Below are 23,581 nucleotides of genomic sequence, written 5' to 3' on the forward strand. Positions count from 1 at the left end.
AGCTCGCGTATCGCGAGAAGGGCAACGTGGACGAGTTCGTGGATTCCGCCGAGAAGATCATATTCGACGTCGCCCAGAAGCGCATCCGCCAGGGCTTCGCGAGCGTGAAGGACATAGTCAAGGCGAGCTTCAAGGCCATCGAGCAGCTCTACGAGCGCAAGGAGCTGCTCACCGGCGTGGCCACCGGCTATCGCGAGTTCGACAGGCTGACGTGCGGGCTCCAGAGATCGGACCTGATCGTCATCGCCGGCCGTCCCAGCATGGGAAAGACCGCGCTCGCGCTCAACATCGTGGAGCACGCGGCCATAGAGAACGGCGTGAACTGCGCGGTCTTCTCGCTCGAAATGTCCAAGGAGCAGCTCGTGCAGCGCATGCTCTGTTCACGCGCGGAGGTCGACGCATCCAAGCTCAGGGGAGGGTTCCTCGCGGAGAGCGACTGGCCGAGGCTCACCAGGGCGGCGGGACTTCTCTCCGAAGCGCCGGTATTCATCGACGACACGCCGGCGCTGAACGTGCTCGAAATCAGGGCCAAGGCGCGCAGGCTCCAGAGGGAGCACGGGCTGGGGCTCATCGTCGTCGACTACCTGCAGCTCATGCGCGGAGTCGGCCGCATCGAGAGCCGCGAGCGCGAGATCTCGGAGATATCGCGTGCGCTCAAGGCCCTGGCGAAGGAACTGGCGGTCCCGGTCATGGCGCTCTCGCAGCTCAACCGCGGCGTGGAGGCGAGGCAGGACAAGAGGCCGCAGCTGGCCGACCTCCGCGAATCCGGCGCGATCGAGCAGGACGCCGACGTCATAGCCTTCATCTACCGCGACGAGATGTACAACCGCGAGAGCCAGGACAAGGGCAAGGCCGAGGTCCTCATCAGCAAGCAGCGCAACGGCCCCACCGGCAGGGTGATGCTCGCCTTCCGCAGCCACCTCACGCGCTTCGACGACATCGCGCACGGCCCGGACGACTACGTCGCGCCGACGGCCATGCCGGCGGACGAGGAGCCCGCTCCGTTCTGATCGATTCTAGTAATGTACTCCGACGAACCCCATGCCGGTGAACGACGGTTGGAATCCACCCTTGTACACGAGCGTGTCTGGCACGCCGTTCACGGTCTGCCTGATTTCGTCGTAAAAGAAGAGATCCTCCTGCAGGTCTATGCCGAAAAAGAAATACTTCTTCCAGATGAACGCTATTCCACCCCCGACTGATGGTCCGTAGCCGATGCTCGTCTTCTTGCCGGTGCCCGTGCTGGGCGTATCCGGCAGCACCGACGCCTTGAGTCCTGCGCCGGCCTTGGCAAAGGGGAGCATGCGGAACGTCGGGAAATCGGTCAGCGCGTCGAGGATCAGGAAATATTTGGTGGTCACTACCGCGGAGCCGTAGTGCACCCGCCTCCCGCTGTTTTCGTTCGTGGAGTAGAGGCCCTGCAGCTCGGTGGAGAACCAGTCGTAGATGTTCCATCCGAAGATGAAGCCGAAGGCGGGCTCGAACTCAGCTGCTACCTTCTCTCCCGTGACCTGGTCGGTGTCGAATTCGGTCTGCGCGGCGCCCGCCTCGATCGCGAGATAGGGGCCCACGTTGAAGCCCTTCTCCGGCCTGGCCTGTGCGGCCGAGGCCGCGAGTATCGTGAGCGCTATGATCAGGACCTGGATGCGACGCATTGCCTGATTCTTATCATTTGGCCCTCAAAACACAAGCCGGAGCTCCGGGTCCTTGTAATGCGCCGCAGCCTCTGTTACATGGGCAGGGATGAAGATCGTGCTGGCCACGAGAAATGAGGGCAAGGTCAAGGAGCTCAGGCATATGCTCGATGGCATGGATGTCGAGTTCTCTTCGCTCGCCGATCACCCTGAGGTCCCGGAGATCCCGGAGGAGGGCGCGACCTTTCTGGCCAATGCCAGGATCAAGGCGCGCGCGGTCTGCGAGATCACGGGCCAGTGGGCGCTCGCCGACGACTCCGGGCTTGCGGTCGAGGCGCTCGGCGGCGCGCCGGGGGTCAATTCAGCGAGATACGCGGGTAAGCAGGGGGACTACAGGGCGAACAACGAGAAACTTCTCAAGGAGATGGACGGCGTGCCTGACGGCAAGAGGCAAGCCGCCTTCGTCTGCTTCATGGTGCTGGCCGGCCCTGGCGGCGAGGAGTATGACGTTCAGGGTCGTTGCGAGGGCGAGATCCTGCGCGAGTATCGAGGGAAAGAGGGCTTCGGCTTCGACCCGCTCTTCTTTGTCCCTTCCGAGGGCAAGACCATGGCCGAGCTTTCGATGGGGCGCAAGAATGAGATCAGCCACCGCGGGAAGGCCTTGGCCAGGATGAAGGAAATATTGAAGGAAATTCTGAAAAGCTGACTTCGCTGTCGGGGTGAGAGGATTCGAACCTCCGACTTCCTGGTCCCAAACCAGGCGCTCTAAACCAGGCTGAGCTACACCCCGTAAATCGTGCGCGCCCAGCAGGATTCGAACCTGCGACCCCCGGCTTAGAAGGCCAGTGCTCTCATCCGCTGAGCTATGGGCGCGTTTTCAACACAGCGTGAATATCCTAATGATCAGGGCGCTGCAATATGCAAAAAAGGCGCCCGTACGGAGCGCCTTTTTCACAAACCCTTTGAGAGTTGAACTTAGCAAACCCAATCCTTCAGCTGCTTGCCCGGCTTGAAGCGCGGTACATTGCGAGCCTTGATGTTGATCACCGCGCCCGTCTGCGGGTTGCGCCCCGTGCGCGCCCGACGCTTGGATACGTAGAACGTACCAAAGCCCGTCAGCGTGATCTTATCCTTTTTGCGCATGCACTTCGCGATGTTCTGAGTCACCGTGTTGAGGAGCTGCTCCGCCAGCGACTTGGAGATCTTGCAATCCTTCGCCACGTAATTGATCAGTTCGGCCTTTGTCATGTTGTCACCCCCTTTCACCGAGTAGATTCAGAGGGCGGCAGCTGTAAATGCTTGTTGGGCTTGCATCAGCCGCCATCCGTGGCCGTCAATCTACTTTTCGTGACACGGCATGTCAAACAAAAATGATGCGGCCGATGCAGATTTTCAGCACATCAGCGGGCGCGAGCGTCCGAAGGAGGAGGGGTTCAAGGCTCGGCGGTCGAGGCCGCGTTTGACGGCAAAGCTTTTATTTATCGGGTTCTTATGGCGACGCCGTCGTCCTGAAATACGTTGACTTTTGAACGATCGGTGTGCAGAATTCCCGCGAAATCAGAGGCGGCCGGGCGAGGCCCGGGCCGCCCGTTTCTCATCGGCACGATCCAAAAATCCCTTCGGGAGGAAGAATCCAGATGAACAACGCGGCACAGGTAATACCGATCAACATAGAAGACGAGATGAAGGGCTCCTACCTCGACTACGCGATGAGCGTGATCATAGGCCGCGCCCTCCCCGACGTGCGCGACGGGCTCAAACCCGCGCATCGCAGAATACTCTACGCGATGTACCGCGAGGGCCTGCTCTCCAGCAGGCGCTTCTCCAAGTGCGCAGGCGTGGTGGGCGAGGTCTTGAAGAAATATCATCCCCACGGAGACGCGGCCGTCTACGACACCCTGGTTCGCATGGCGCAGGACTGGAACATGCGCTACCCGCTCATAGACGGGCAGGGAAACTTCGGCTCCGTGGACGGCGATTCCGCCGCCGCCTACCGCTACACCGAGGCGAAGCTCAAGGCCATGGCCGAGGAACTGCTCGCGGACATAGACAAGGACACGGTCAACTTCGTTCCGAACTTCGACGATACCACCACCGAGCCATCCGTGCTGCCATCCAGGGTCCCCAACCTGCTGATAAACGGCTCCGACGGCATTGCCGTGGGCATGGCCACGAAGATACCGCCGCACAACCTGAGCGAGGTGGTGGACGGGCTGCTCGCCCTGATCGACAACCCCGAGCTCGCGGTCAAGGACCTGATGAAGTTCATACCCGGCCCTGATTTTCCGACCGGCGCCGCGATACATGGCAGGGACGGGATAAAGTCGGCCTATGAGACCGGCAGGGGGCAGATCGTCCTGCGCGCCAAAGCGATGATCGAACCCATGGCGCGCGGCGACCGCGAGTGCATCGTGGTCACCGAGATACCCTACCAGATCAACAAGGCACGCCTCATCGAGCGCATCGCGGAGCTCGTCCGCGACGGAAAGATCGAAGGCATATCCGACATCCGCGACGAATCCGACCGCGACGGGATGCGCATAGTCGTGGAGCTCAAGAGGGGCGTCGTGGCCGGCGTGGTGCTCAATCAGCTCTACACCCACACCTCGCTCCAGTCGAGCATAGGCATCATCATGCTTGCCATCGTCGCCGGGCAGCCCAGGCTCATGAGCCTCAAGCAGGCGCTCTCGCTCTTCATCGACCATCGGAAAGAGGTGGTCACCCGCAGGACCGCGTTCGACCTGGCGAAGGCCGAGGAGAGGGCCCACATATTGGAAGGCTTGAGAATCGCCATCGATAACATCGACGACGTCATCGCGCTCATCAAGAAGTCGAAGGAGCCGGCCACGGCGCGCGACGCCCTGATGAAGCGCTACAAGCTCTCCGAGCGGCAGGCGCAGGCGATACTCGACCTCAAGCTCCAGAGGCTCACCGGCCTGGAACGCGACAAGATCATCGCCGAGTACAAGGAAGTCATGGATTTCATCAAGGAGCTGAAGGCGATACTCGCGGACGAGAGGCGGATTTTGAAGATCGTCCGCGACGAGCTCCTGGAGATGAAACAGAAGTACGGGGATGAGCGCCGCACCCTGATCAAGGGCAAGGCCGAGGAAATCTCCGTGGAGGACCTGATCCAGGAGGAGGAGATGGTGATCACCGTCTCCCACCGGGGCTACATCAAGCGCAACCCGATCAGCATATATCGCGCGCAGCGCCGGGGGGGACGCGGCAAGCAGGGCATGGTCACGCGCGAGGAGGATTTCGTCGAAAACCTCTTCATCGCCTCCACGCACAGCTACGTTTTGATATTCACTGCGTCCGGCAAGGTCTTCTGGGTCAAGGTCCACGAGATACCGCAGGTCGGGCGCGTGGCTCGCGGCCAGGCGATCACCAATCTCGTCAACATGACGAGCGAAGACCGCATAGCCGCCGTGCTTGCGGTCAAGGAATTCGCGGAGGGCCGGTTCATCGTCATGGCCACCAAGAACGGCGTGGTGAAGAAGACGGACCTCATGGCCTACGCCAACCCGCGCGCCGGCGGCATCATCGCCACCTCGATCGACGAGGGGGACGAGCTTATCTCGGTGCGCCTCACCGGCGGGGTGGAGCACCTCTTCCTGACCACGCGCGGCGGACAGTCGCTGCGCTGCGAAGAGAGTGCCGTCAGGGCCATGGGCCGCACCGCCCGCGGCGTGCGCGGCATATCGCTGCACAAGGGGGACGAGGTCGTGGCCATGGAGACCCTGACCACCGACGCCCCCGTGCTCACGGTCACGGAGCGCGGATACGGCAAGCGCAGCGAGCTCGCGGAATACAGGGTCCAATCGCGCGGCGGCTCCGGGATCCTCACGCTCAAGGTCGCGGACAAGAACGGGCCGGTGGTCGGCGCGCTGCAGGTGACCGACACCGACGACGTGATGCTCATCACGGACAGCGGCAAGGTGATCCGCTCCAGCGCCAAGGAGATCCCGGTCATAGGCCGCAACACCCAGGGCGTGCGCCTCATCTCCCTTGAGGGAGACGAGAAGGTCGTCACCGTCGCCAAGGTTGTGGAGGATGACGGCGGCGAGGGCGAATAGTGAAGAGGGTCCTCACAGCATGCATGGCCGCTGCCCTCCTCTTCTCGGCGTGCGACCGCGCCATAAACGACTATGATGCGGCGATCGCGGGCGCCGAAGCGAATCTCGGGCTCGGCGAGGCTGAAAAGGCGTTGGATTCCTACAGGCGCATCGCGCGGGCGCTCGAGGAGGATCCGCGGTGGGCCGGGCTCATGCTCCGCATAGCCGAGATAGAAGCCAACATGATGCGCGACGGAAAGGCGGCCGACGAGGCGCTCTCGGAGGTGATCGAGAGGGCGCCGTTGACCGATGCGGGCCGGCTCGCGCGCGAGGCCAGGGCAAGGGACAGGGAGGCGCGCCGCGACTATCAGGGCGCCATCGAGGACTACACGGCCCTGATAAAACACTTCTCGGAGGGCGAGCGTGCGATGCGATATCGGATCGCCCTGTCCGGCGTCTACCTCGCGTCGAAGGATTTTCGCCAATCCAGGGTCGAGATCAAACCGCTGATCGAGGGCGACGGCGTTCCCCCCGAGATGAAGGAGAAGGCGATATTCCTCGCCGCGGAGAGTTTCTTCCTGGAGGGGCAGGTCCGCAAGGCGGCCGGCTATTACGAGTGGATGATAAGGGAGTTCCCGAAGTCGGAGCTCGCGGGCGAGGCGAAGCTGCATCTGGCGACTTGCATCGAGGAGATGGGATATCTCGGCATCGCCCGCGAGGTCACGAAGGATGCCTTGGACGAGTACCCGAACAAGGGGGTCGTGGAGGCGCGGCTCAAGAGCATAGACGAGCGCGGCACGAAGCCGGCGAAACAGATGAACAAGGAGCTGAGCAAGGACGGGAAGCCTGATGAGGGGTCGAAAAAGGTTTACAAAGCAGAGCCGCTAAACTAGTTTTCCGGCACATTCACGGACAAACTGTAAGGAGATCAGCATGGTTACCGAACGAACCCTGGCAATAATCAAACCCGATGCGCTCGAGAAGGGGATCATCGGCGAGATCGTCAAGCGTATCGAAGAGGCGAATCTCAAGGTCGTCGGCATGAAGATGCTCAAGATGGACGTAACGAAGGCCGAGGGCTTCTATGCGGTGCACAAGGGCAAACCGTTCTTCGAGAGCCTGGTGAAGTTCATGGTCTCCGGGCCCTGTGTGGCGGCGGTGCTGGAGGGCGACGGCGCGATCGGCCGCTGGCGCACGACCATGGGGGTGACCAACCCCGAGCAGGCCGACGAGGGCACTATTCGCCGCGACTTCGGGGCGAGCATCGAGCGCAACGTGGTCCACGGCTCCGATGCTCCGGATACCGCCAAGTTCGAGGTCAACTTCTTCTTCGAGCCGGGCGAGATCGTCAAATACGACTGGGTCTAAAAATTTCAACCGGATGTACAAGATAATCGATCATACTGCTGATATCGGTATGAGGGTCGAGGCCGCTTCTCTCGCGGAGCTCTTCGTCGAGGCTGCCTCAGCGATGTTTGACATGATGGTGGCGGAGAAGCGCAGGCTGATCCCCTCGGTCGAGGTCCCGATCTCGATCGAAGCGCCTTCTCTGGATCAGCTCATGGTGCGCTGGCTCTCGGAGCTGCTCTACATATTCGAGACGCGCAGGCTCGTGCTCACCAGGTTCTGGATAGACGAGATGAGCGAGGGCCGCCTCTTCGGGGCCGCGAAGGGGCTCAAGTTCGACAGCGCCCGCCACGATCAGAAACTGGCCATCAAGGCCGTGACATACCATCGCATCAAGGTGGAGAGGGACGAGGCCGGCCGCTGGTTTGCTGAGATAATTTTCGACATCTGAGAGGCGCGCATGTCCACCGAAAGCATCACATCGAATCGAACTCAGTGCAGGCCGGAATTCGACTATCTCAGGCCCGTGAACTTCAAGACAACGGGGGATCTGGGCGAGGCCCTGCTCGACAGCTTCGAGAGTCGAAGTCTGGAGCAGGGCGAGAAGCTCTGTTACCGGTTTGAGGCAAACAACGTTGCAAGCTGGTTCGTCTACCTCCCGCGTGAGGCAAAACCTGTTGAGAAGTCCTCCTCAGGGGATGTGAAAGAGGCGTTCAGCGTGCTGGGCGCGATCGCGCTTTTATCGCTGTTCGTCACGTCGGCGTTCAAGACGATAATCGACGGCGCCACTTACGCGGTCGGCGGGGTGGCGGACGATGCTGCCCTTGCAAAGGAAGGGGCGGCAATGGAAACGCTGTCCATGCCTGCTGCCCTTGGGATGGAAAATGAGCCGTGGTGGCTGGGACTCACCGAGACCGACCGCAGGAGGATGGGCACGGTCATCGAGAGGGATCTGCCGCGCGCCCTCGAGGGCGAGGAGTTCCGTCGGACCTATTTGGACGATGCGGGCAGGGTCAAGCCGGAGGGGCTCCGCTCTCTCCTGGGCAGCCAGGGAAACGTCGATCATCCCCTCGGCCGTATTGACGCCAGATCGAGCTCCATGGAAGCCAGGAGGGCGGAGAGGGGGAACAGGGGCCGGTTCCGCGATCTTGTCCGTTCGTTCAGGGGTGTAAAATAATCAGTTTATCCGCGCATCCTCTTATAATCTCTTAAGAAACCGATTTTTTTGGCGTCTTACGCAACTTCGCCCCTTTTTTGCCGATAACAATGGTGAAAGAGGGATCGAGATGCTTTTAACTCATTGTAAATATTGCAAAATCGAGAGCCTGAAGGTTTCAGGCAACTTTTCCCTGAATCAACCGATAATAAAACAGGGGCGGGGGCTTCATATATATACATTTGTGCGGAGGGGTAAATGGCAGGGGACTCTGTGAAGTGCGTACCCACGAAGACGAAGTCATGTTCGGCCAATGACATCCCTCTCTGCACGGACGTGCTGAAGGAAGAGCTCGGCTATTTCGAGGGCAAGTTCTTCGGCATGCAGGAGCTGGCCGTTGTGAAGGACGAGAAGGGCAAGGAGGAATTCACCACCTTCCTCCCGGCCTCCTCTTACGCGGAAGCGGGCATGCCCGACCCCAGGGGAGAACCGGGGGTGAGGACGCTCAAAGACCGCGACAATCCCAAGACCCCTGCAAATGAGAATGAGCTCGATGAGGTTGTGTACAGCGGCTACCTCGACCTCAACAAGTTGGACGGGATCTGCCGTCTCTCCCAGAAGACCGATGCGGGCAAGGAGTGGAACAAGTATTACGCCTACACGGGCCGCTTGGGCCATATGCTCTTCTCGAACGAGGACGCCTCCAACGACATAGACGACAGCGACATCGACCTCCCGGTCGGCGAGATGAAGGTCATCATCCCTGCGCTGGGGCTGGGACCCACGGATTTTGCGGTCAAGGCGGGCAGCAAGCCGTACGCAAAGGAAGAGGGCGGCCCGGTGATGAACACCTTCCACTTCAGCGGCCAGTACAACCGCCTCGAGCAGATCATAGACAGGCTGAACAAGGTCAAGGGTGTGCTCACCGCGCAGGGCTCCGGCGTGAGCGCTGCGACCGTGGACAGCCTCTCCGCGCATTTGGAGAAGATATACGCCATGTATAAGATGCAGATAGACTCGACCGAGGAGCAGTTGGAGCTCTCGAGAAAATCGATGGACTCTATACCGATGCAGAAATGGTTGACGATAGCTGGTATTTTTTCCGGCCTGGTAGGCACTGCAGCATTCGTCTGGTTCATGCATAGAGCGAATAAAAAGGGGAGGGAAGACTCGTGGAAGATGCATAAAGAATCCATGGACGAGATGAAGGCCAGCAGGGGCGAGAATGCGTCGGTTGCCGGCGACAACATCAAGTTTGAAGATATGGTGGAGGACAGCATTGGAAAGGCCAGGGGGGAGTTGAAATCGCTGGGGACCTTTGAGATGCCTTACATAGATACCGACCGCAAAGTCTCGAGGATGATCGACGTTTCGCTGAGGCCGCAGGCAGATCAGAACAACTGGCTCTCTGCCGGTCAGTCGCGCACCGGCAAAACCGCATCGCTCAGAGGCTATGCGCAGATGTTGGCGCTGTCTGAATTGACTGAAAATGAACGCGAGGTCTTCTATAAAAAGACGACGGAGAGGATGAGCCCGAAAGATGCAAGGGCTTACAGAGAAGGAGTGGAAGCGAATATTGCTTCAATCAAAACTGAATTGGAGAAGGGGGGGCACAAAGGGATACTCATCTACGAAGCCGATATCAACAACCTCAAGGCCAAGGGGGCTGTGTGGGCCGATAAGGACGTAAAAATTCTTGAGGAAAAACTCATCGACCCGGTACTTGCCAAGGCCCGAGAGGGTTACAAGGTTATTCTGTTTATCGACGAGATTCAGCAGGCCGAAGACGGAAGTCGTGACGGAAGGATTGCCCTTCGCGACCGCATAAAGAAGGTCGCCGAAAAACATCCGAACATAACGCTTGCGATAGCCACGACGATCCAGGAGTTGTCCGATACCATAGCCAGGGACCCTGCCTCGCTGAACCGTTATGTCACGATTTTTCACGAAGCCGCGTCCCCGAAAAAGGTCGCGAACATACTGGAGCTCAAGCCCTACGTGAATACGCGATACGGTGTGCTCTCCATTGAACCCGACGCATTGCGAGCCACATATATTCTCGGTTTGAAGGCTCATGCCAAGCCGTCGGCATTGACCGCTGTGGAGACATTCTTCAATGACGTCCTCCAGCAAGCGCAGAAGGACGGAGTTACGGCCATTACTACTGACTATGTCTTGGAATATTTCGAGAAACATCACGGCGAAAATCCGGCGGCCCTCGGTCTTTCAAAGGATAAAATAAGGTCGATATTCAATTACGAGATAAAAGAGATCGAGGTTCAGAATGAACGCGACAAGGCAAGGCTGCGCGTGATCGAGGAGTCTGCCGGTGAAGCATCCCGAGTTACAGCGCCTTGGTGGGAGGCTTCCAGCGATTCATTCCTGAATGTCGATCCGGAGCCCGAATGCAGACAAGAACCGAAACCTGCGCCCGCAGCGTCTGAGCCTAAGCCTGCAGCACCTGCACCCGCAGCTGTGGCTGCCGCGCCTGCGCCTGCTCCGGCAGCACCTGTGCCCCTTGAAGCGGACATGAACGATCCCCGCGCGCGCGAGGTAGAGATTATGAGAAAGACGCTCCTGCGCGAGGCGAGGGAATGGCCGAAGGACGGATCTGTCATACCGTTCAACATCGAGACTTACACAGAGACCGATCAGCGCAACTTCGCCACCATGGCGTACACAGAGTTCGAGGGCATGAAGAAGGATGAAAGCAAGTGGTCAAAATACCTGGAGATAAAGGACAACGCAGGGGTGTTCAAGCCGGGCGCTGCGCACAAGCTTCTGGCGCAGGGCATGAAGCGTGCGAGCCATCCGAGCAGGGGCCTGGTCAACGGTCTTTGCAAGGGTCTGGACAAGATGCGGGATGAGCGCGCAAAGGCGGAGAAAAAGGTTGCGCGCGATGCAGCCAAGGAAGCTGCGCGCAGGGGAAAGTAGTCCTCTCGGGGCGGGGTAGAGGAGAGACGTCATGGGAAAAGTAAAAGGCGCAAAAGGTGGTGCACAGCAGCAAGTCCCGCCGCTCGCGGAGCCGGTCGAGGCCGAGCAGCCGAAGAGGCCCGAGTTTGTTCAGACCGAGGCGGGCTACATCGTAACAAATGACGGGAAGAATCACGTGGTGAGCGGCGACTATCAGGGCGAAAAAGCGGTCTGGTGCGACTCTCTCTGGGGCAGCCAGACGGCCGTATTCCGATTGACCGGCCTTGAGATGACAAAGCAGGAGGCGGTCTGCGTCCGCGAGGCATGGGGGCTCAACAGGGACGCCTTTGTCCTCGACAGGGCGAAGAAGCCGCAGGGCGTGTACTGCATAGAGAAGATGGACCCGTCAATTTACAAGAGTTATCTGAACGATGAGCAGTTCGAGTCGTACAGGAAATGCCTGAAAGAAGATCAGGTCGATAAACTGAACGAGCTCCTCACGATCGAGGAACCGAACAAGGTGGAGGAGTTGGTCTTCCTCGGAGTGGCGTTCGGTGTTATTGCCCCGCTGGGGACGATGCTCCTGAACGGCGCATGGGGCTTGCTCAAGAACAAGTGGAAAAATCGCAAGAACGGCCCGAAGGATCCTCCTGCGCCTCCGGCTCCAGGCGGCGGCGCGAAGTTGCCTGTGCTTGCCGATGTTCCTGATCCTGTGCCCGGCGGCGATGCAAAATTCTCCGCGCTCGACGATCCGTACGATCCGGATGGCGTGTACTACCCTGAGCCCGTACCCATGAGTGATGTTGCGAACCAATTTGCAGAGAAGCTGGGGCTCATTGCGGCGGGGATCATGGGACTGATTTTACTGCGCTTCGGTGGACCGGCGGCTGTGATGGGCATGGAGGGAGCGGCGGCCGGCGGCACGTTCATGCTTACCCCCGGATCGAATGGGGGCCAGGGCGGCATGTCGGGCATGGGCCCCATGGCATAAGGGATCTGTTTTATTTTGACTCATAACGAACCTGTTTCCCTGCGATTCACAAGGAAACAGGTTCTTTTTTATCCAATTAAATCAATAGCTTAAATCGGATCAAATTTTCTAGCAACTTATGCGACATTTTGTCGACAAATTCTCCGGAGGTTGTGTTAAGGGTTTGCGGTCAAAAGCGCCTATGGGAAAAACTTATCCGACAACAGGTGTCTGCGGTTTCGAGGGAAAGATTTGTCAGCTCAAGGATTACCCGCAGTGTGATGAGATGCGCATGATCGGCGCCCGCCCGCTTCCGGGCACACCCCCGGAGGATGACAAGGAGCTTGCGAAGTGGGTCGACCGATGGGTCGAGTCTGTGAAGAACATAGGCGGCATATGCAAATATGCCTCCGGCGCCTGGGGCATCTACTCTGGGAACAGACCGTCCCTATTGTCTAGCGCTCAGAGATCATCCGAACCTCAGCCTCAGCCTGAATCTCAACCTGCGTCTCAGCCTGTGTTTCAACCTGAATCTCAACCTGTTTCTCCTGCAGCTGTTGACGAACCCTCTGCCCCACTTCAGTTCATCAAATCGATCCAGGAGTTTGGGGCAGGACTCATCCCTGAGGATAAAAAGAAGGATGTCGGGATATACGGCGGCATCGCAGCCGGCGCTCTGCTGTTTCTCGTCGTATCCGTATCTTCGTATGTGATCTATAAGAAGGCCAAGAACATCGACAAGATCCTCAAAGCGAACAAACCGCAAAAGGTCGTCCCTCCAGTTGTTGCGAAAGATCCGGTGAACGCGGAGGCTGTGAAATCGCCGAATCTCAAAACAGCTCAACTCCTGCAGCTCATGCTGGCTGTTCATAAGAAGAAGAAGGGAACCCCTGAATACGATGAGAAGTCGAGCACGACCAAGCTTCGCACGATGATGGAGGTCGGGAAAGAGAACAGCGTCGAGCTCGCTGATCTGGAAAAGGTTCAGGTCCTGGTGATGGAGTACGATGCGCTGCTGGGCCAGATAGACGGGTTGAAGATTGTCAATGAGGGCATGGCCGGTATTGATTCGCATAAACTCGCTCAATCCGTGCTCCTTAAAAAACACCTGATGCTCATCGATGGGAATTGGACCGAGTTCGAGGCAAAGTTCAGGCCCGGCGGGTCGGAGCTCATGGGCCCTGTGCCGCCTGAGTTGATCCAGAACATGGTGAAAGACGGCAGTTGGGCGGACCCGTTCGCACCTGCTCCGCAGGCGAAGCCCTCCTCTCCCGCGCCTGCGCCGGCTCCTGCTCCTGCAGCGGCACCTGCCGCAGGGGCTGAGCCTGCCATCGAAGTCGTGGCGTCAGGTGCGCCAAGGGGGGACGAGAGCAGCGACTTCGGTCCCACCCGCGCCAACTCGGCATTTTGGACCGATCTCCTCGAGAGCGATTGGTTCCAGGGTATGGATGACCTTACCAAGGAGATCATCCTGGGAAACCATGAAACCATTCAGAAAGCCCTCCACCTGGCATACAAGGATCCGGCCTTCAAGGAGCGCCATGTCCCTGTGGGCAGCAAGAAGATCAGCGATGCCGGGATGCATTACGTGGTCGTGGAGACCCTGAATTCCCGCAAGGTTAACACCAGACAGGCGGTCGGCCTCGCCGGCCTCGCGCGTCCTGATGAGAAGGCGGAGCGCGGCTGGTTAGAGCGCTATCGCAAAGATCTGCCCAAGGCTCTTCTACCCAAGGCCGCTCGCTAGGCGATATCCCCTGAGCTCTTTTTCTTGACATATTCCCCCAAAAGCGGGAAGTTCCGCGCGCCTTTTTGGCGAAAGTAAATCCATTATCTTTCAACCACTTGGAAACACTACCATGATCGAAATAAGATTCCACGGCCGCGGAGGCCAAGGCGCAGTCACCTCAGCAGAGCTCGTCGCCCTTGCGGCGATAGAGCAGGGACGCTTCGCGCAGTCCATGCCCTCGTTCGGCCCGGAGCGCCGCGGCGCCCCTGTGCAGGCCTATCTGCGCGTGGCCGATGAAAAGATCCGCGTGCGCGCAGAGGTCAATCACCCGAACATCGTGGTGGTGCTCGACGACAGCCTCATAGACATCCTGGACGTGACGCAAGGCCTCAAGGACAAGGGGCTCGTGGTGCTCAACACCAAGCGCAGCGAGAAAGAGGTCCGCGAGGTCATGAAATACAAGGGCAGGCTCGCGTGCATCGACGCGCTCACCATAGCGCTCGAGACGCTCAAGGTTCCGATCACAAACACCACGATGATAGGCGCGCTGCTCAAGGCCAGCGGGGTCATTCCGCTGGACGCGCTCGTCCCGCAGATAGAGCGCCGCTTCAACCCCAAGCTGGCGGAGCGCAACGTGGCCGCCTTGAAGCGCGCGTTCGAAGAGACCAAGGTGAGCGGTCAGTGAATTGGAGAATGTCATGGCTCTGATTACGGTCAAGGACGTAACAACAGGTTTCATAGTCGACACCCCGGGCGGGGCCAAGGCCTATCGCACCGGCGATTGGCGGAGCATGAAGCCGGTGTACGACAAGGACCGCTGCGTGAAGTGCGGGGTCTGCTACCTGTTCTGCCCGGATGCGGCCATCAAGATAAAAGAGGACGGCTACGTGGAGGTGAACGAGTTCTACTGCAAGGGCTGCGGGATCTGCGCCAAGGAGTGTTGGACCGGCGCGTTCGAGATGAAGCCCTTGAGCGAAGATACGGGCAAGAAGAGCTAGCTCACAGCTTACAGCTCAAAGCCGAAGGCAAGGGAAGGTGTCATGGGAAAGAGAATAGGGATCGAAGTCTCTCTGGCGGTATCCGAGGCGGTGAAGCTCTGCGACGCTGACGTGGTCTCCGCATATCCGATCACGCCGCAGACGCACATCGTGGAGCACCTCTCCGAGCTCATCGCGGACGGCGAGCTGGACGCGGAGTTCATCTGCGTGGAGAGCGAGCACTCCGCCATGAGCGCGTGCCTGGGCTCGGCCGCTGCCGGCGCCCGCACGTTTACCGCGACCGCGGGCCAGGGCCTGGAGCTCATGCACGAGGCGGTCTATCTCGCCTCCTCCATGAGGCTGCCGATGGTCATGGCGGTCGCCAACCGCGCCCTCTCGGCGCCGCTCTCCGTGTGGGGCGATCACTCCGACGTGATGGCGGTGCGCGACACCGGCTGGATACAGATATTCTGCGAGGACGGCCAGGAGGCCTTCGACCACATCATCTGGGCGTTCCGAGTCTCCGAGGACAGGCGCGTGCTCTTCCCGGTCATGGTGCACTTGGACGGCTTCCACCTCACGCACGTGGTCGAGCCGATCTATATAGAGGACAAGGAGAAGGTCGATTCGTTTTTGCCGCCGAACGATTTTCCGCTCCCGCTCGACCCCAAGAAGCCCGTGAACATGGGCGCATTTGCGCCGCCCGCGATCTACACCGAGATAAAGAAGGCGCAGGAGGACGCGTTCCAGTCGATCATGCCGCATCTTGCCGAGATCTGGGAGGCGTTCGGAAAACACTTCGGCCGCAAGTACAAGCCGGTGGAGACCTACAAGGCCGAGGATGCCGAGACCCTCATCATGACCATGGGCAGCTACGGCGAGACCGCGTCGGTGGCGGTGGATACGCTGCGCGAGAAGGGCGTGAAGATCGGCCAGGTGAAGCTCAGGCTCTGGCGGCCCTTCCCGTTCAAGGAATTCCGCGACGCGGTGAAAAACGCGAAGAACCTGATCGTGCTCGATCGCTGCATATCTTCCGGCGGCCCCGGCGGACCGGTCGCCTCCGAGGTGCGCAGCGCGCTCTACGATGAGCCGAAGAAGCCCGTCATCGTGGGCTACATAGCGGGCTTGGGCGGCCGCGACATCCTGCCTGAGCAGTTCGTGGAGATAATAGAGCGCGGGATCAAGGATGCAGCGAAGGGCCAGAAGGACCGCATGGTCATTCTCGGCGCGCGCGAATAGAAGGGAAGGGGAAAGATGAAAGACCTGTCGGTTTTCGCATCCAGGCTCGTGACCAAGGACGAGAGCTTCGCGCCGGGCCATCGCGCCTGCGTGGGCTGCGCCGAGGCTCTGGCCGTGCGCCAGGTGGCGAAGGCGGTCGGCCGCAACGCCATCATGGTCAACGCCACAGGCTGCATGGAGATCATCGCCTCATGCTACCCTGACACGAGCTGGGAGATCCCCTGGATACACACGCTCTTTGAGAATACCGCCGCGGTCGCATCCGGCGTCGAGGCCGCCCTCAAGGCGCTCAAGCGCAAGGGAAGGATGGACCCGGCCCGCAGGATAAAGGTGGTCAGCATGGGCGGCGACGGCGCTACCGCCGACATCGGCATCCAGGCGCTTTCCGGAATGCTCGAGCGCGGCCACGACGTGCTCTACATCTGCTACGACAACGAGGCGTACATGAACACGGGCATACAGCGCTCCGGCTCGACGCCCTACGGAGCCTCGACCACGACCTCGCCGGCAGGCAAGAAGAGCATCGGACAGCACACGCAGAAGAAGAACATGCCGGAGATCGCGGCCGCGCACCATATACCGTACGTCGCTACCGCGTGCCCCAGTTTCCCGTTCGACCTGATGGACAAGGTGAAGAAGGCGGTGGCCGTGGAGGGGCCGGCATATATCCACATCTTCTCGGTCTGCCCGACCGGATGGCGCGCGGCCTCCGAGGACGCGGTCAAGTTCGGCAGGCTCGCTGTTCAGTCGGGGGTGTTCCCGCTCTACGAGGTGGTGGACGGCGAGTACAAACTCTCCATGGATTTCGAGAAACTCCTCCCGGTCAAGGATTACTTCAAAGGCCAGGGGCGCTTCCGCCATCTTACGGAACAGGACGTGGAGCATATCCAAGCGCAGGTGGAGAAGAACTGGAACAACCTGAGAAAGAAGTGCAATCTGTGATTTGTGAGCTATCCGCTCACAGCTCATGACTCACAGCTTGAAAGGAACTTTAAAAACGAGGGCTCAAGATGGATCTCACGAAAGTCGACACAATCTGCGAGAAGCACCGCGGCCTGCCGGAGCAGCTCATCGGCATCCTGCAGGACGTGCAGAAGCAGTACAACTACCTGCCGCGCGAAGCGCTGGAGCGCGTGTCGCAGGACCTGGGCGTTCCGCTCTCGCGCATCTACGCTGTGGCCACATTCTTCAAGGCGTTCTCGCTCGAGCCTCGGGGGAGGCATACCTGCCAGGTCTGCATGGGGACGGCATGCCACGTCCGCGGGGCGCAGCGAGTTCTCGACGAGATGGAGCGCGAGCTCGGCGTCAGTGCGGGGAAGACAACCGCCGACGGCGCCGTGACGCTCGAGACGGTCAACTGCGTAGGGTGCTGTGCGCTGGGGCCGGTCGCCGTCGTCGATGGGGAGTACCACGGCCAGCTCACGGCAGCGAAGGTGAGGGGTATCATCCCGGCGGGCGAGGCCCAGCCCAAGAAGGCCGTGAAGCCGGCCCAATCGAAGAAGAGAAGGTAGATCATGGCGAATGAACCGAAGAAGCTCAGGAGTGCCGCAGAACTCGACGCCTGGCGTGAGGGCATCCTCGCCAGCCGCAAAGGCTGCAGCGCCCAGATCGTCGTCGCAGGCGGTTCGTGCGGCGAGGCGCGCGGGAGTCACAAGGTGCGCGACGCGGTCGCCGAGGCGATCAAGGCGGGGAAGCTCTCCGACCGGATAGGGATACGCTACACCGGCTGCCACGGATTTTGCCAGCGCGAGCCGATCGTCATCGTGATGCCCCACGGCTTCTGGTACCAGCGGGTCGCGCAGGAGGACGCCGGCGATATCGTCGCGTCGGCGCTTTCGGGGAAACCCGTCGAGAGGCTGCTCGCGACGGACGAGTCAGGGAAGATCTGCCTCAGGGAGGAGGAGATTCCCTTCTACCGCTCCCAGAACAAGCTGCTGCTCGGAACGAACCGATTGCTGGACCCGACCTCGATCGAGGACTATATCGCGGTCGGCGGGTACGCGGCCGTCGTCAAGGCGTTCGGGATGAAGCCCGAGGCGATAATCGACGAGGTGAAGAGGTCGGGGCTGCGCGGGCGCGGCGGCGGCGGATTCCCCACAGGCAAAAAGTGGGAGATCTGCGCTGGCTATGAGAGTGACACGAGGTACGTGGTGTGCAACGCCGACGAGGGCGATCCGGGCGCGTACATGGATCGCTCGATCCTTGAAGGCAATCCCTTCGCGGTGATCGAGGGCATGATCATCGGCGCCAGGGCGATCGGCGCGTCACACGGCTACGTCTACGTGCGCAACGAGTATCCGCTTGCGGTCAAGAACCTGGGCGCCGCGATCGAGAAGGCCAGGGAGGTCGGTCTGCTCGGTGAGAACATCATGGGCAGCGGGTTTTCCTTCGACGTCACGATCACCCGCGGCGGCGGTGCGTTCGTTTGCGGCGAGGAGACAGGTCTCATCAGCTCGATCATGGGCTTCACCGGCGAGCCGAGGCCCAAACCGCCGTATCCGGCGCAGCGCGGGCTCTGGGACAAGCCGACCGTCATCAACAACGTGGAGACCTGGGCCAACGTGCCTATGATCCTGGCGAAGGGCGAGAAGTGGTTCGCCGGCATGGGGACCGCGAACAGCAAGGGCACGAAGGTCTTCTCGCTCGTGGGCAAGATCAACAACACCGGTCTTGTGGAAGTGCCGATGGGCATCACGCTGCGCAAGATCGTCTACGACATCGGCGGCGGGATTCCCGGCGGCCGGAAATTCAAGGCGGTGCAGACCGGCGGCCCGTCGGGCGGCTGCCTCCCGGAATCCATGCTCGACTCTCCGGTTGATTTCGACGAGCTCAAGAAGGCCGGCTCCATGATGGGCTCCGGCGGCATGATCGTGATGGACGACCGCACCTGCATGGTCGACGTGGCCCGCTACTTCATGAAGTTCTTAAGCGAGGAGTCCTGCGGCAAGTGCGTGCCCTGCCGCGAGGGCGTGCCGCGAATGAGGGCGATCCTCGAAGACATATGCGACGGCAAGGGGAGCGAGGATAAGATCGCGCTGCTTCAGGAATTGGCCGAGACCGTCCGCGACGCGTCCCTCTGCGCGCTCGGCGGCACGGCTCCCAACCCGGTGCTCTCCACGCTCAAACACTTCCGCGACGAGTACGACGCGCACATACGCGACAAGCGATGCCCTGCCGGCGTGTGCAAGGCGCTGATCAAATACTTCATAATCGAGGACAACTGCGCAGGGTGCAAGGCGTGCGCAAGGGTCTGTCCGACCGGCGCCGCCGTGGCGACCGGAAGGCCTGCCACGATCAAGGGCAAGAAGAACGACAAGCTCAAGGCCCACGAGATCGTCCAGGAGAAGTGCATAAAGTGCGGCGCCTGCATCGAGGCCTGCAAGTTCGACGCAGTGAGAGTCGAATAGGGAGCGGGATATGCCAGAGGTAAAGATCACCGTAGATGGAAAACAGCTGAAGGTCACGACCGGGGAGACGCTGCTGCCCGCGCTCCTCGCCGCTGGCTTCGACATCCCCCACATGTGCTACAACGACGAGATAAAGCCGTTCGGCGCGTGCAGGCTCTGCCTGGTAGAGGTCGAGGCGAACGGCCGTCGCAGCGTCGTCTCGTCGTGCTCGTATCCAGTGAGCGAGGGGATGGCGGTATTCACCGATACCGAGCGCATCAAAAAACATCGCAGGATGGTGGCGGAGCTCCTGCTCGCGAGGTGCCCCGACGTAAAGGAGATCCGGCAGTTGGCGGCCGACCTGGGCGTGGCGGGGGATTCGCGTTTTGCGAAGAGGGACAAGGGCTGCATACTCTGCGGGCTCTGCACCAGGGCGTGCGAGCAGGTGGTCGGGGTGTCGGCGATCTCGTTCGTCGGCCGCGGTCCGGACAAGGAAGTCGGCACGCCGTTTCTGGACAAGAGCGAGGCCTGCATAGGCTGCGGATCCTGCTACTACGTCTGCCCCGTGAACTACGTGGAAATGGAGGACGAGGAGGACGTGCGCCGCTTCCCGCAGTGGAAGGTCGAGTTCGAAAAGGTGTGGTGCGAGAGGCTGGGCCGCAAGGTCCCGAAGAAGACGCTGGATCACTTCAAGAAGATCGCGAAGATTCCGGATGGATGGTTCGAGGGTCAGTCAGCGGACAAGAAATAGTCTTTCAAAAATCTTTCTTCAGCTCCTTTAGCACCTGAAGGCTCGCCGACCTGAAGGCGTCGAATATCCCTTCTCCCTTTGTGGCCACGGTCTCGAATTCCTCTCTCTTCTCGGTGTTGAGGTAGCGCGACATCTCCTCCCGAGGCACTATGCCCTGCAGGTCGCGCTTGTTGTACGCGAACGTGAAAGGGACCGACTGCCAGTCCAGCCCTTCGCCGTGCAGGATCTCCTTCAGGCCCGTGAGGCTCTTTATATTCTCCTCCATCCTCGTCAGCTGCGAATCGGCCACGAAGACCACCCCGTCCACGCCCTTCGATATGAGCGCGCGGCTCTGCTTGTAGCCCACCTCGCCCGGGATGGTGTAGAGGTGGAGCTTGACGGTGTAGTCGCCGATCTTCCCCAGGTTCAGCGGCACGAAGTCGAAGTAGAGCGTATGGTCGTCGTCCTGCGCGAGGGAAATCATCTTGCCCTTCGAGCCCTTCTTCACGTCGCCGTAGATGCTCCTCAGCGTGGTGGATTTTCCGGCGAGCGCGGGCCCGTAGTAGACGATCTTGCAGTTTATCTCGTTGGTGTTCTGGTTGATGAAGGACATGTTGATCCCCCGTTGTTTTATTTCGGCACTTTCTTCCAGTCGTTGAGGAAGCGCTCGATGCCGATGTCGGTCAGCGGGTGCTTCATTAGCTGCTTTATCACGTCGAACGGCACCGTGCATATGTCGGCGCCTATCTTCGCCGAGTCGAGCACGTGTATCGGGTTCCTTATGCTGGCTACGATGATCTCGGTGGGATACTCGTAGTTGTCGTAGATGCGCACGATGTCGTCGATCAGCTCCATGCCGGGCTGGGTTATGTCATCCAGCCTGCCGACGAAGGGGCTGACGTACGAGGCCCCGGCCTTTGCGACGAGCAGCGCCTGGTTGGGCGAGAAGCAGAGGGTGGCGTTGGTCTTCACGCCCAGCTCGGACAGCGCACGTATCGCCTTGAGGCCCTCCACGGTCGTGGGGACCTTGCAGACCACGTTCTCGCCCAGGTCCGCCAGCTTCTTGCACTCCTCCACCATGCCGGCTGCGTCCATCGCGTTCGTCTCGAGGCTCACCGGCCTGTCCGTTATCTCCTTGAGTATCTCGTGGACCACGGTCTTGAAGTCGCGGCCGGTCTTTGCGACGAGCGTGGGGTTGGTGGTCACGCCGTCGAGCACTCCCATCGCGTTCGCTTCCCTGATCTCCTCTATCTTCGCGGTGTCGATGAAAAGCTTCATCTGTTCGCCTCCGTATCGGTTGACAACAACTCTCTCATCTCTGCGGCCGAAAGCCCTGAGCGAGGATCGACAGCATCAGGCGCTATATCACACAGGGGGACGAGCACAAACAATCTTTTGGCCAGCTCCGGGTGCGGCACCGAAAGCCCAGGCTCGTCGATGATCATGTCGCCGTATAAAAGGAGATCCAGGTCGACTGTTCGGGGCTCGCCTTTTTGCCTCTCCATGGGGCGCCCGAGCCGGGACTCCACCTCCAGGAGCCTCGATAGGAGCTCCGCCGGGGGGAGCGGCGTCTCGATCCGCGCGACCCCGTTGACGTAGTCGGGTTGAGGGAGGGTCCATCCCGCCGTGGGCAGGGCCTTTGTCTCGTACCAGTCGGAGAGATCGGAGACCTTGATGTCGCGATAGTGCGCTAGGAGATCGATCGCCGCCGTGCAGTTCTTTTGCCTGTCGCCGAGGTTTGAGCCGATTCCGATGTAGGCGGTGCGCGTCGTCATTTGAAACCCAGCACGTCGGCCATGTCATATAGGCCGGCCGGTTTGCCCACGGCCCAGCGCGTCGCGGCGACGGCGCCTCGAGCGAATATGCCGCGGTTCGATGCGCGGTGCACAATCGAGAGCTCTTCGCCTTCGGCGGAGAAGCGGATCTCGTGGTCGCCGACCACCTCGCCTTGCCTGATCGACTGCACGTCGATCGCCTCGCCGCCCCTCTTCTCCCTCGCTATCTCCGCCATCCTCTTCGCGGTGCCGCTGGGGCGGTCGAGCTTGTGCTCGTGGTGGGTCTCCTCGATGCCTACCGCATAATCGGGGCCGAGGGCGCTCGCTGCGGTGGCGATCAGCCGGAACATCACGTTCACGCCTATGCTCATGTTTGGCGCATAGACAACCGGCACCTTTTTTGCCGCGGTTCGGAGTGCATCCATCTCCGCATCGGAGAGGCCGGTGGTGCCGATGACGATCGGCCTGCCGGCATCGGCCGCGATCGCGGCGTGTTGCGCCGAAGCTTCAGCCGTGCTGAAGTCCACGATCACGTCGCAGCCGCCGGCTGCTTTTTCCAGCGAATCGCCGGCGTCGATCTCGGCGGTGAGCGCGAGGTCCTTTGCCGACCGCACGAGTTCAGAGACCTTTCGGCCCATGCGTCCCTTCGCGCCTGCGACGACAACCCTGATCATTCGATGACTCCGTATTTTCTGAGCACGTCCCTGAGCTCCGTCCTGTGCTCTTCGCCCATCGGGGTGAGCGGCAGCCTGAATTCCTCGCGGCATCGGCCCATCATCGCCAGCGCGGTCTTGGCGGGTATCGGGTTCGTCTCGATGAACATCGCTTCGTTGAGCGCCTGGAGTTCCCGCTGTTTGCCCTTCGCCTCGTCGACCCTGCCCGCCTCGAACGAATCCCACACCGCCGCGATCTGCTTCGGCGCTACGTTGGAGGCGACCGAGATGGCGCCGGCGCCGCCGGCCTTGTAGATCTCGAAGTTCTGCGCGTCTTCGCCCGACAGGAGCGCGAATTCCTTAGGCGTGCTGCGGAGGATCTCCCTCACCTGATCCATGTTACCGCATGCCTCCTTGATGCCGACGATCGAGTCGATCTTCGCGAGTCTGGCCACGGTCTCGGGAAGCATGTTGACCGACGTCCTTCCCGGCACATTGTAGAGCAGCATCGGCAGCTCCACCATCTCGGCGATCGCCTTGAAGTGCTGGTAGAGCCCCTCCTGAGTGGGCTTGTTGTAGTAGGGCGTGACCTGAAGCATGGCGTCGGCGCGGGCCTCCTTGGCCTGTTTAGCCAGATTGATGGCGTTCGAGGTGGAATTGGAGCCCGCGCCCGCTATCACCGGCACGCGGCCTGCCGCTTGTTCCACGGCGATGCGAACAACGCGGTCGTACTCTTCGTATTGGAGTGTCACGGATTCGCCGGTGGTGCCGCATGGCACGATCGCATCCACGCCCTCTGCTATCTGCCAGTCGATCAGTTTGCGCAGCGCATCCTCGTCCACCCTGCCGTCGGAAAAGGGTGTTATTATCGCCGTCATCACGCCTTTGAACATGGGAGTAGCCTCCTTCAGACCCGTCTCTCTAACAGACTGAATTCAATCATTAAACAAAAAACCGCCACTCTTTTGACACTTTTATTGTTTGGAAGGTTTTTTTTGACCCTCCATTTCAGAGGCG

The 23,581-nt window shown here is 60.4% G+C and carries 24 protein-coding genes and 2 tRNA genes; 17 read left to right on the forward strand and 9 right to left on the reverse strand.

The features are described from left to right. A partial coding sequence (dnaB, locus tag WC683_03565) for a replicative DNA helicase (GenBank protein MFA4971665.1) occupies positions 1-1,010 on the forward strand: 1,010 nt, incomplete at its 5' end. A 6-nt stretch (positions 1,011-1,016) separates the two neighbouring features. Here dnaB and WC683_03570 read toward each other — a convergent pair. Then, positions 1,017-1,655 (reverse strand): hypothetical protein, encoded by a 639-nt coding sequence (locus tag WC683_03570; protein MFA4971666.1) that lies wholly within the window; start codon positions 1,653-1,655, stop codon positions 1,017-1,019. 88 nt (positions 1,656-1,743) lie between these two features. Here WC683_03570 and WC683_03575 point away from each other — a divergent pair, with 88 nt between their 5' ends. Continuing rightward, a complete protein-coding gene (locus WC683_03575) occupies positions 1,744-2,340 on the forward strand; it encodes an XTP/dITP diphosphatase (GenBank protein MFA4971667.1) in 597 nt (198 codons plus the stop codon). Between the two features lie 8 nt (positions 2,341-2,348). Here WC683_03575 and WC683_03580 read toward each other — a convergent pair. The 3 genes from WC683_03580 to WC683_03590 form a co-directional block, all read right to left on the reverse strand. Beyond that, positions 2,349-2,424, reverse strand: a tRNA-Pro gene (locus WC683_03580). 9 nt (positions 2,425-2,433) lie between these two features. Continuing rightward, positions 2,434-2,507, reverse strand: a tRNA-Arg gene (locus tag WC683_03585). Positions 2,508-2,609: 102 nt separating this feature from the next. Then, positions 2,610-2,882, reverse strand: coding sequence for an HU family DNA-binding protein (locus WC683_03590; GenBank protein ID MFA4971668.1), 273 nt, complete (start codon positions 2,880-2,882; stop codon positions 2,610-2,612). A 389-nt stretch (positions 2,883-3,271) separates the two neighbouring features. Here WC683_03590 and gyrA point away from each other — a divergent pair, with 389 nt between their 5' ends. The 15 genes from gyrA (at position 3,272) to WC683_03665 (ending at position 20,157) form a co-directional block, all read left to right on the forward strand. Continuing rightward, positions 3,272-5,713: a DNA gyrase subunit A gene (gene gyrA, locus WC683_03595; GenBank protein ID MFA4971669.1), complete on the forward strand. Its 2,442-nt coding sequence runs from the start codon at positions 3,272-3,274 to the stop codon at positions 5,711-5,713. Further along, on the forward strand, positions 5,713-6,585 hold the full coding sequence (locus tag WC683_03600) for a tetratricopeptide repeat protein (protein ID MFA4971670.1): 873 nt from the start codon (positions 5,713-5,715) through the stop codon (positions 6,583-6,585). The genes gyrA and WC683_03600 overlap by 1 nt, the downstream gene beginning before the upstream one ends. A gap of 40 nt (positions 6,586-6,625) precedes the next feature. Then, positions 6,626-7,060, forward strand: coding sequence for a nucleoside-diphosphate kinase (ndk, locus tag WC683_03605; protein MFA4971671.1), 435 nt, complete (start codon positions 6,626-6,628; stop codon positions 7,058-7,060). Positions 7,061-7,073: 13 nt separating this feature from the next. Next, positions 7,074-7,490, forward strand: coding sequence for an archease (locus WC683_03610; protein ID MFA4971672.1), 417 nt, complete (start codon positions 7,074-7,076; stop codon positions 7,488-7,490). A gap of 9 nt (positions 7,491-7,499) precedes the next feature. After that, positions 7,500-8,216 carry a hypothetical protein gene (locus WC683_03615; protein ID MFA4971673.1) on the forward strand — a complete coding sequence of 239 codons (717 nt, stop codon included), beginning with the start codon at positions 7,500-7,502 and terminating at the stop codon, positions 8,214-8,216. A 237-nt stretch (positions 8,217-8,453) separates the two neighbouring features. Further along, the gene (locus tag WC683_03620; GenBank protein ID MFA4971674.1) at positions 8,454-11,129 is read left to right on the forward strand and encodes a hypothetical protein; all 2,676 of its coding nucleotides are present in this window, start codon (positions 8,454-8,456) and stop codon (positions 11,127-11,129) included. A gap of 31 nt (positions 11,130-11,160) precedes the next feature. After that, a complete protein-coding gene (locus WC683_03625) occupies positions 11,161-12,099 on the forward strand; it encodes a hypothetical protein (protein ID MFA4971675.1) in 939 nt (312 codons plus the stop codon). Between the two features lie 271 nt (positions 12,100-12,370). Continuing rightward, a complete protein-coding gene (locus WC683_03630; protein MFA4971676.1) occupies positions 12,371-13,822 on the forward strand; it encodes a hypothetical protein in 1,452 nt (483 codons plus the stop codon). 112 nt (positions 13,823-13,934) lie between these two features. After that, positions 13,935-14,489 (forward strand): 2-oxoacid:acceptor oxidoreductase family protein, encoded by a 555-nt coding sequence (locus tag WC683_03635; GenBank protein ID MFA4971677.1) that lies wholly within the window; start codon positions 13,935-13,937, stop codon positions 14,487-14,489. A 13-nt stretch (positions 14,490-14,502) separates the two neighbouring features. Further along, positions 14,503-14,802, forward strand: a complete 300-nt coding sequence (locus WC683_03640; protein MFA4971678.1) for a 4Fe-4S dicluster-binding protein — start codon at positions 14,503-14,505, stop codon at positions 14,800-14,802. A gap of 42 nt (positions 14,803-14,844) precedes the next feature. Further along, positions 14,845-16,020, forward strand: a complete 1,176-nt coding sequence (locus WC683_03645; protein MFA4971679.1) for a transketolase C-terminal domain-containing protein — start codon at positions 14,845-14,847, stop codon at positions 16,018-16,020. Positions 16,021-16,035: 15 nt separating this feature from the next. Further along, entirely contained in the window at positions 16,036-16,962 is a 927-nt protein-coding gene (gene porB, locus WC683_03650) for a pyruvate synthase subunit PorB (GenBank protein MFA4971680.1), read from the forward strand. Between the two features lie 68 nt (positions 16,963-17,030). Continuing rightward, on the forward strand, positions 17,031-17,531 hold the full coding sequence (locus tag WC683_03655; protein ID MFA4971681.1) for an NAD(P)H-dependent oxidoreductase subunit E: 501 nt from the start codon (positions 17,031-17,033) through the stop codon (positions 17,529-17,531). Positions 17,532-17,534: 3 nt separating this feature from the next. Continuing rightward, positions 17,535-19,427 (forward strand): NADH-quinone oxidoreductase subunit NuoF, encoded by a 1,893-nt coding sequence (locus WC683_03660; GenBank protein ID MFA4971682.1) that lies wholly within the window; start codon positions 17,535-17,537, stop codon positions 19,425-19,427. A 10-nt stretch (positions 19,428-19,437) separates the two neighbouring features. Continuing rightward, positions 19,438-20,157 carry a 2Fe-2S iron-sulfur cluster-binding protein gene (locus tag WC683_03665; GenBank protein ID MFA4971683.1) on the forward strand — a complete coding sequence of 240 codons (720 nt, stop codon included), beginning with the start codon at positions 19,438-19,440 and terminating at the stop codon, positions 20,155-20,157. Positions 20,158-20,161: 4 nt separating this feature from the next. Here WC683_03665 and WC683_03670 read toward each other — a convergent pair whose 3' ends face one another. Genes WC683_03670 through dapA form a run of 5 tightly spaced genes read right to left on the reverse strand, consistent with a single transcriptional unit; the run spans position 20,162 to position 23,457 of the window. Then, entirely contained in the window at positions 20,162-20,749 is a 588-nt protein-coding gene (locus WC683_03670; GenBank protein ID MFA4971684.1) for a GTPase domain-containing protein, read from the reverse strand. 17 nt (positions 20,750-20,766) lie between these two features. Beyond that, positions 20,767-21,414: a fructose-6-phosphate aldolase gene (gene fsa / locus WC683_03675; GenBank protein MFA4971685.1), complete on the reverse strand. Its 648-nt coding sequence runs from the start codon at positions 21,412-21,414 to the stop codon at positions 20,767-20,769. Beyond that, complete coding sequence (gene folK, locus WC683_03680; GenBank protein ID MFA4971686.1) at positions 21,411-21,911, reverse strand: 2-amino-4-hydroxy-6-hydroxymethyldihydropteridine diphosphokinase; 501 nt, start codon at positions 21,909-21,911, stop codon at positions 21,411-21,413. The genes fsa and folK overlap by 4 nt, the downstream gene beginning before the upstream one ends. After that, a complete protein-coding gene (gene dapB / locus WC683_03685) occupies positions 21,908-22,585 on the reverse strand; it encodes a 4-hydroxy-tetrahydrodipicolinate reductase (protein MFA4971687.1) in 678 nt (225 codons plus the stop codon). Before dapB ends, folK begins: the two co-directional genes overlap by 4 nt. Further along, positions 22,582-23,457 carry a 4-hydroxy-tetrahydrodipicolinate synthase gene (gene dapA, locus WC683_03690; protein ID MFA4971688.1) on the reverse strand — a complete coding sequence of 292 codons (876 nt, stop codon included), beginning with the start codon at positions 23,455-23,457 and terminating at the stop codon, positions 22,582-22,584. Before dapA ends, dapB begins: the two co-directional genes overlap by 4 nt. Positions 23,458-23,581 lie beyond the last annotated feature (124 nt).

This window comes from bacterium, assembly GCA_041648665.1.
Classification (GTDB): domain Bacteria; phylum UBA10199; class UBA10199; order 2-02-FULL-44-16; family JAAZCA01; genus JAFGMW01.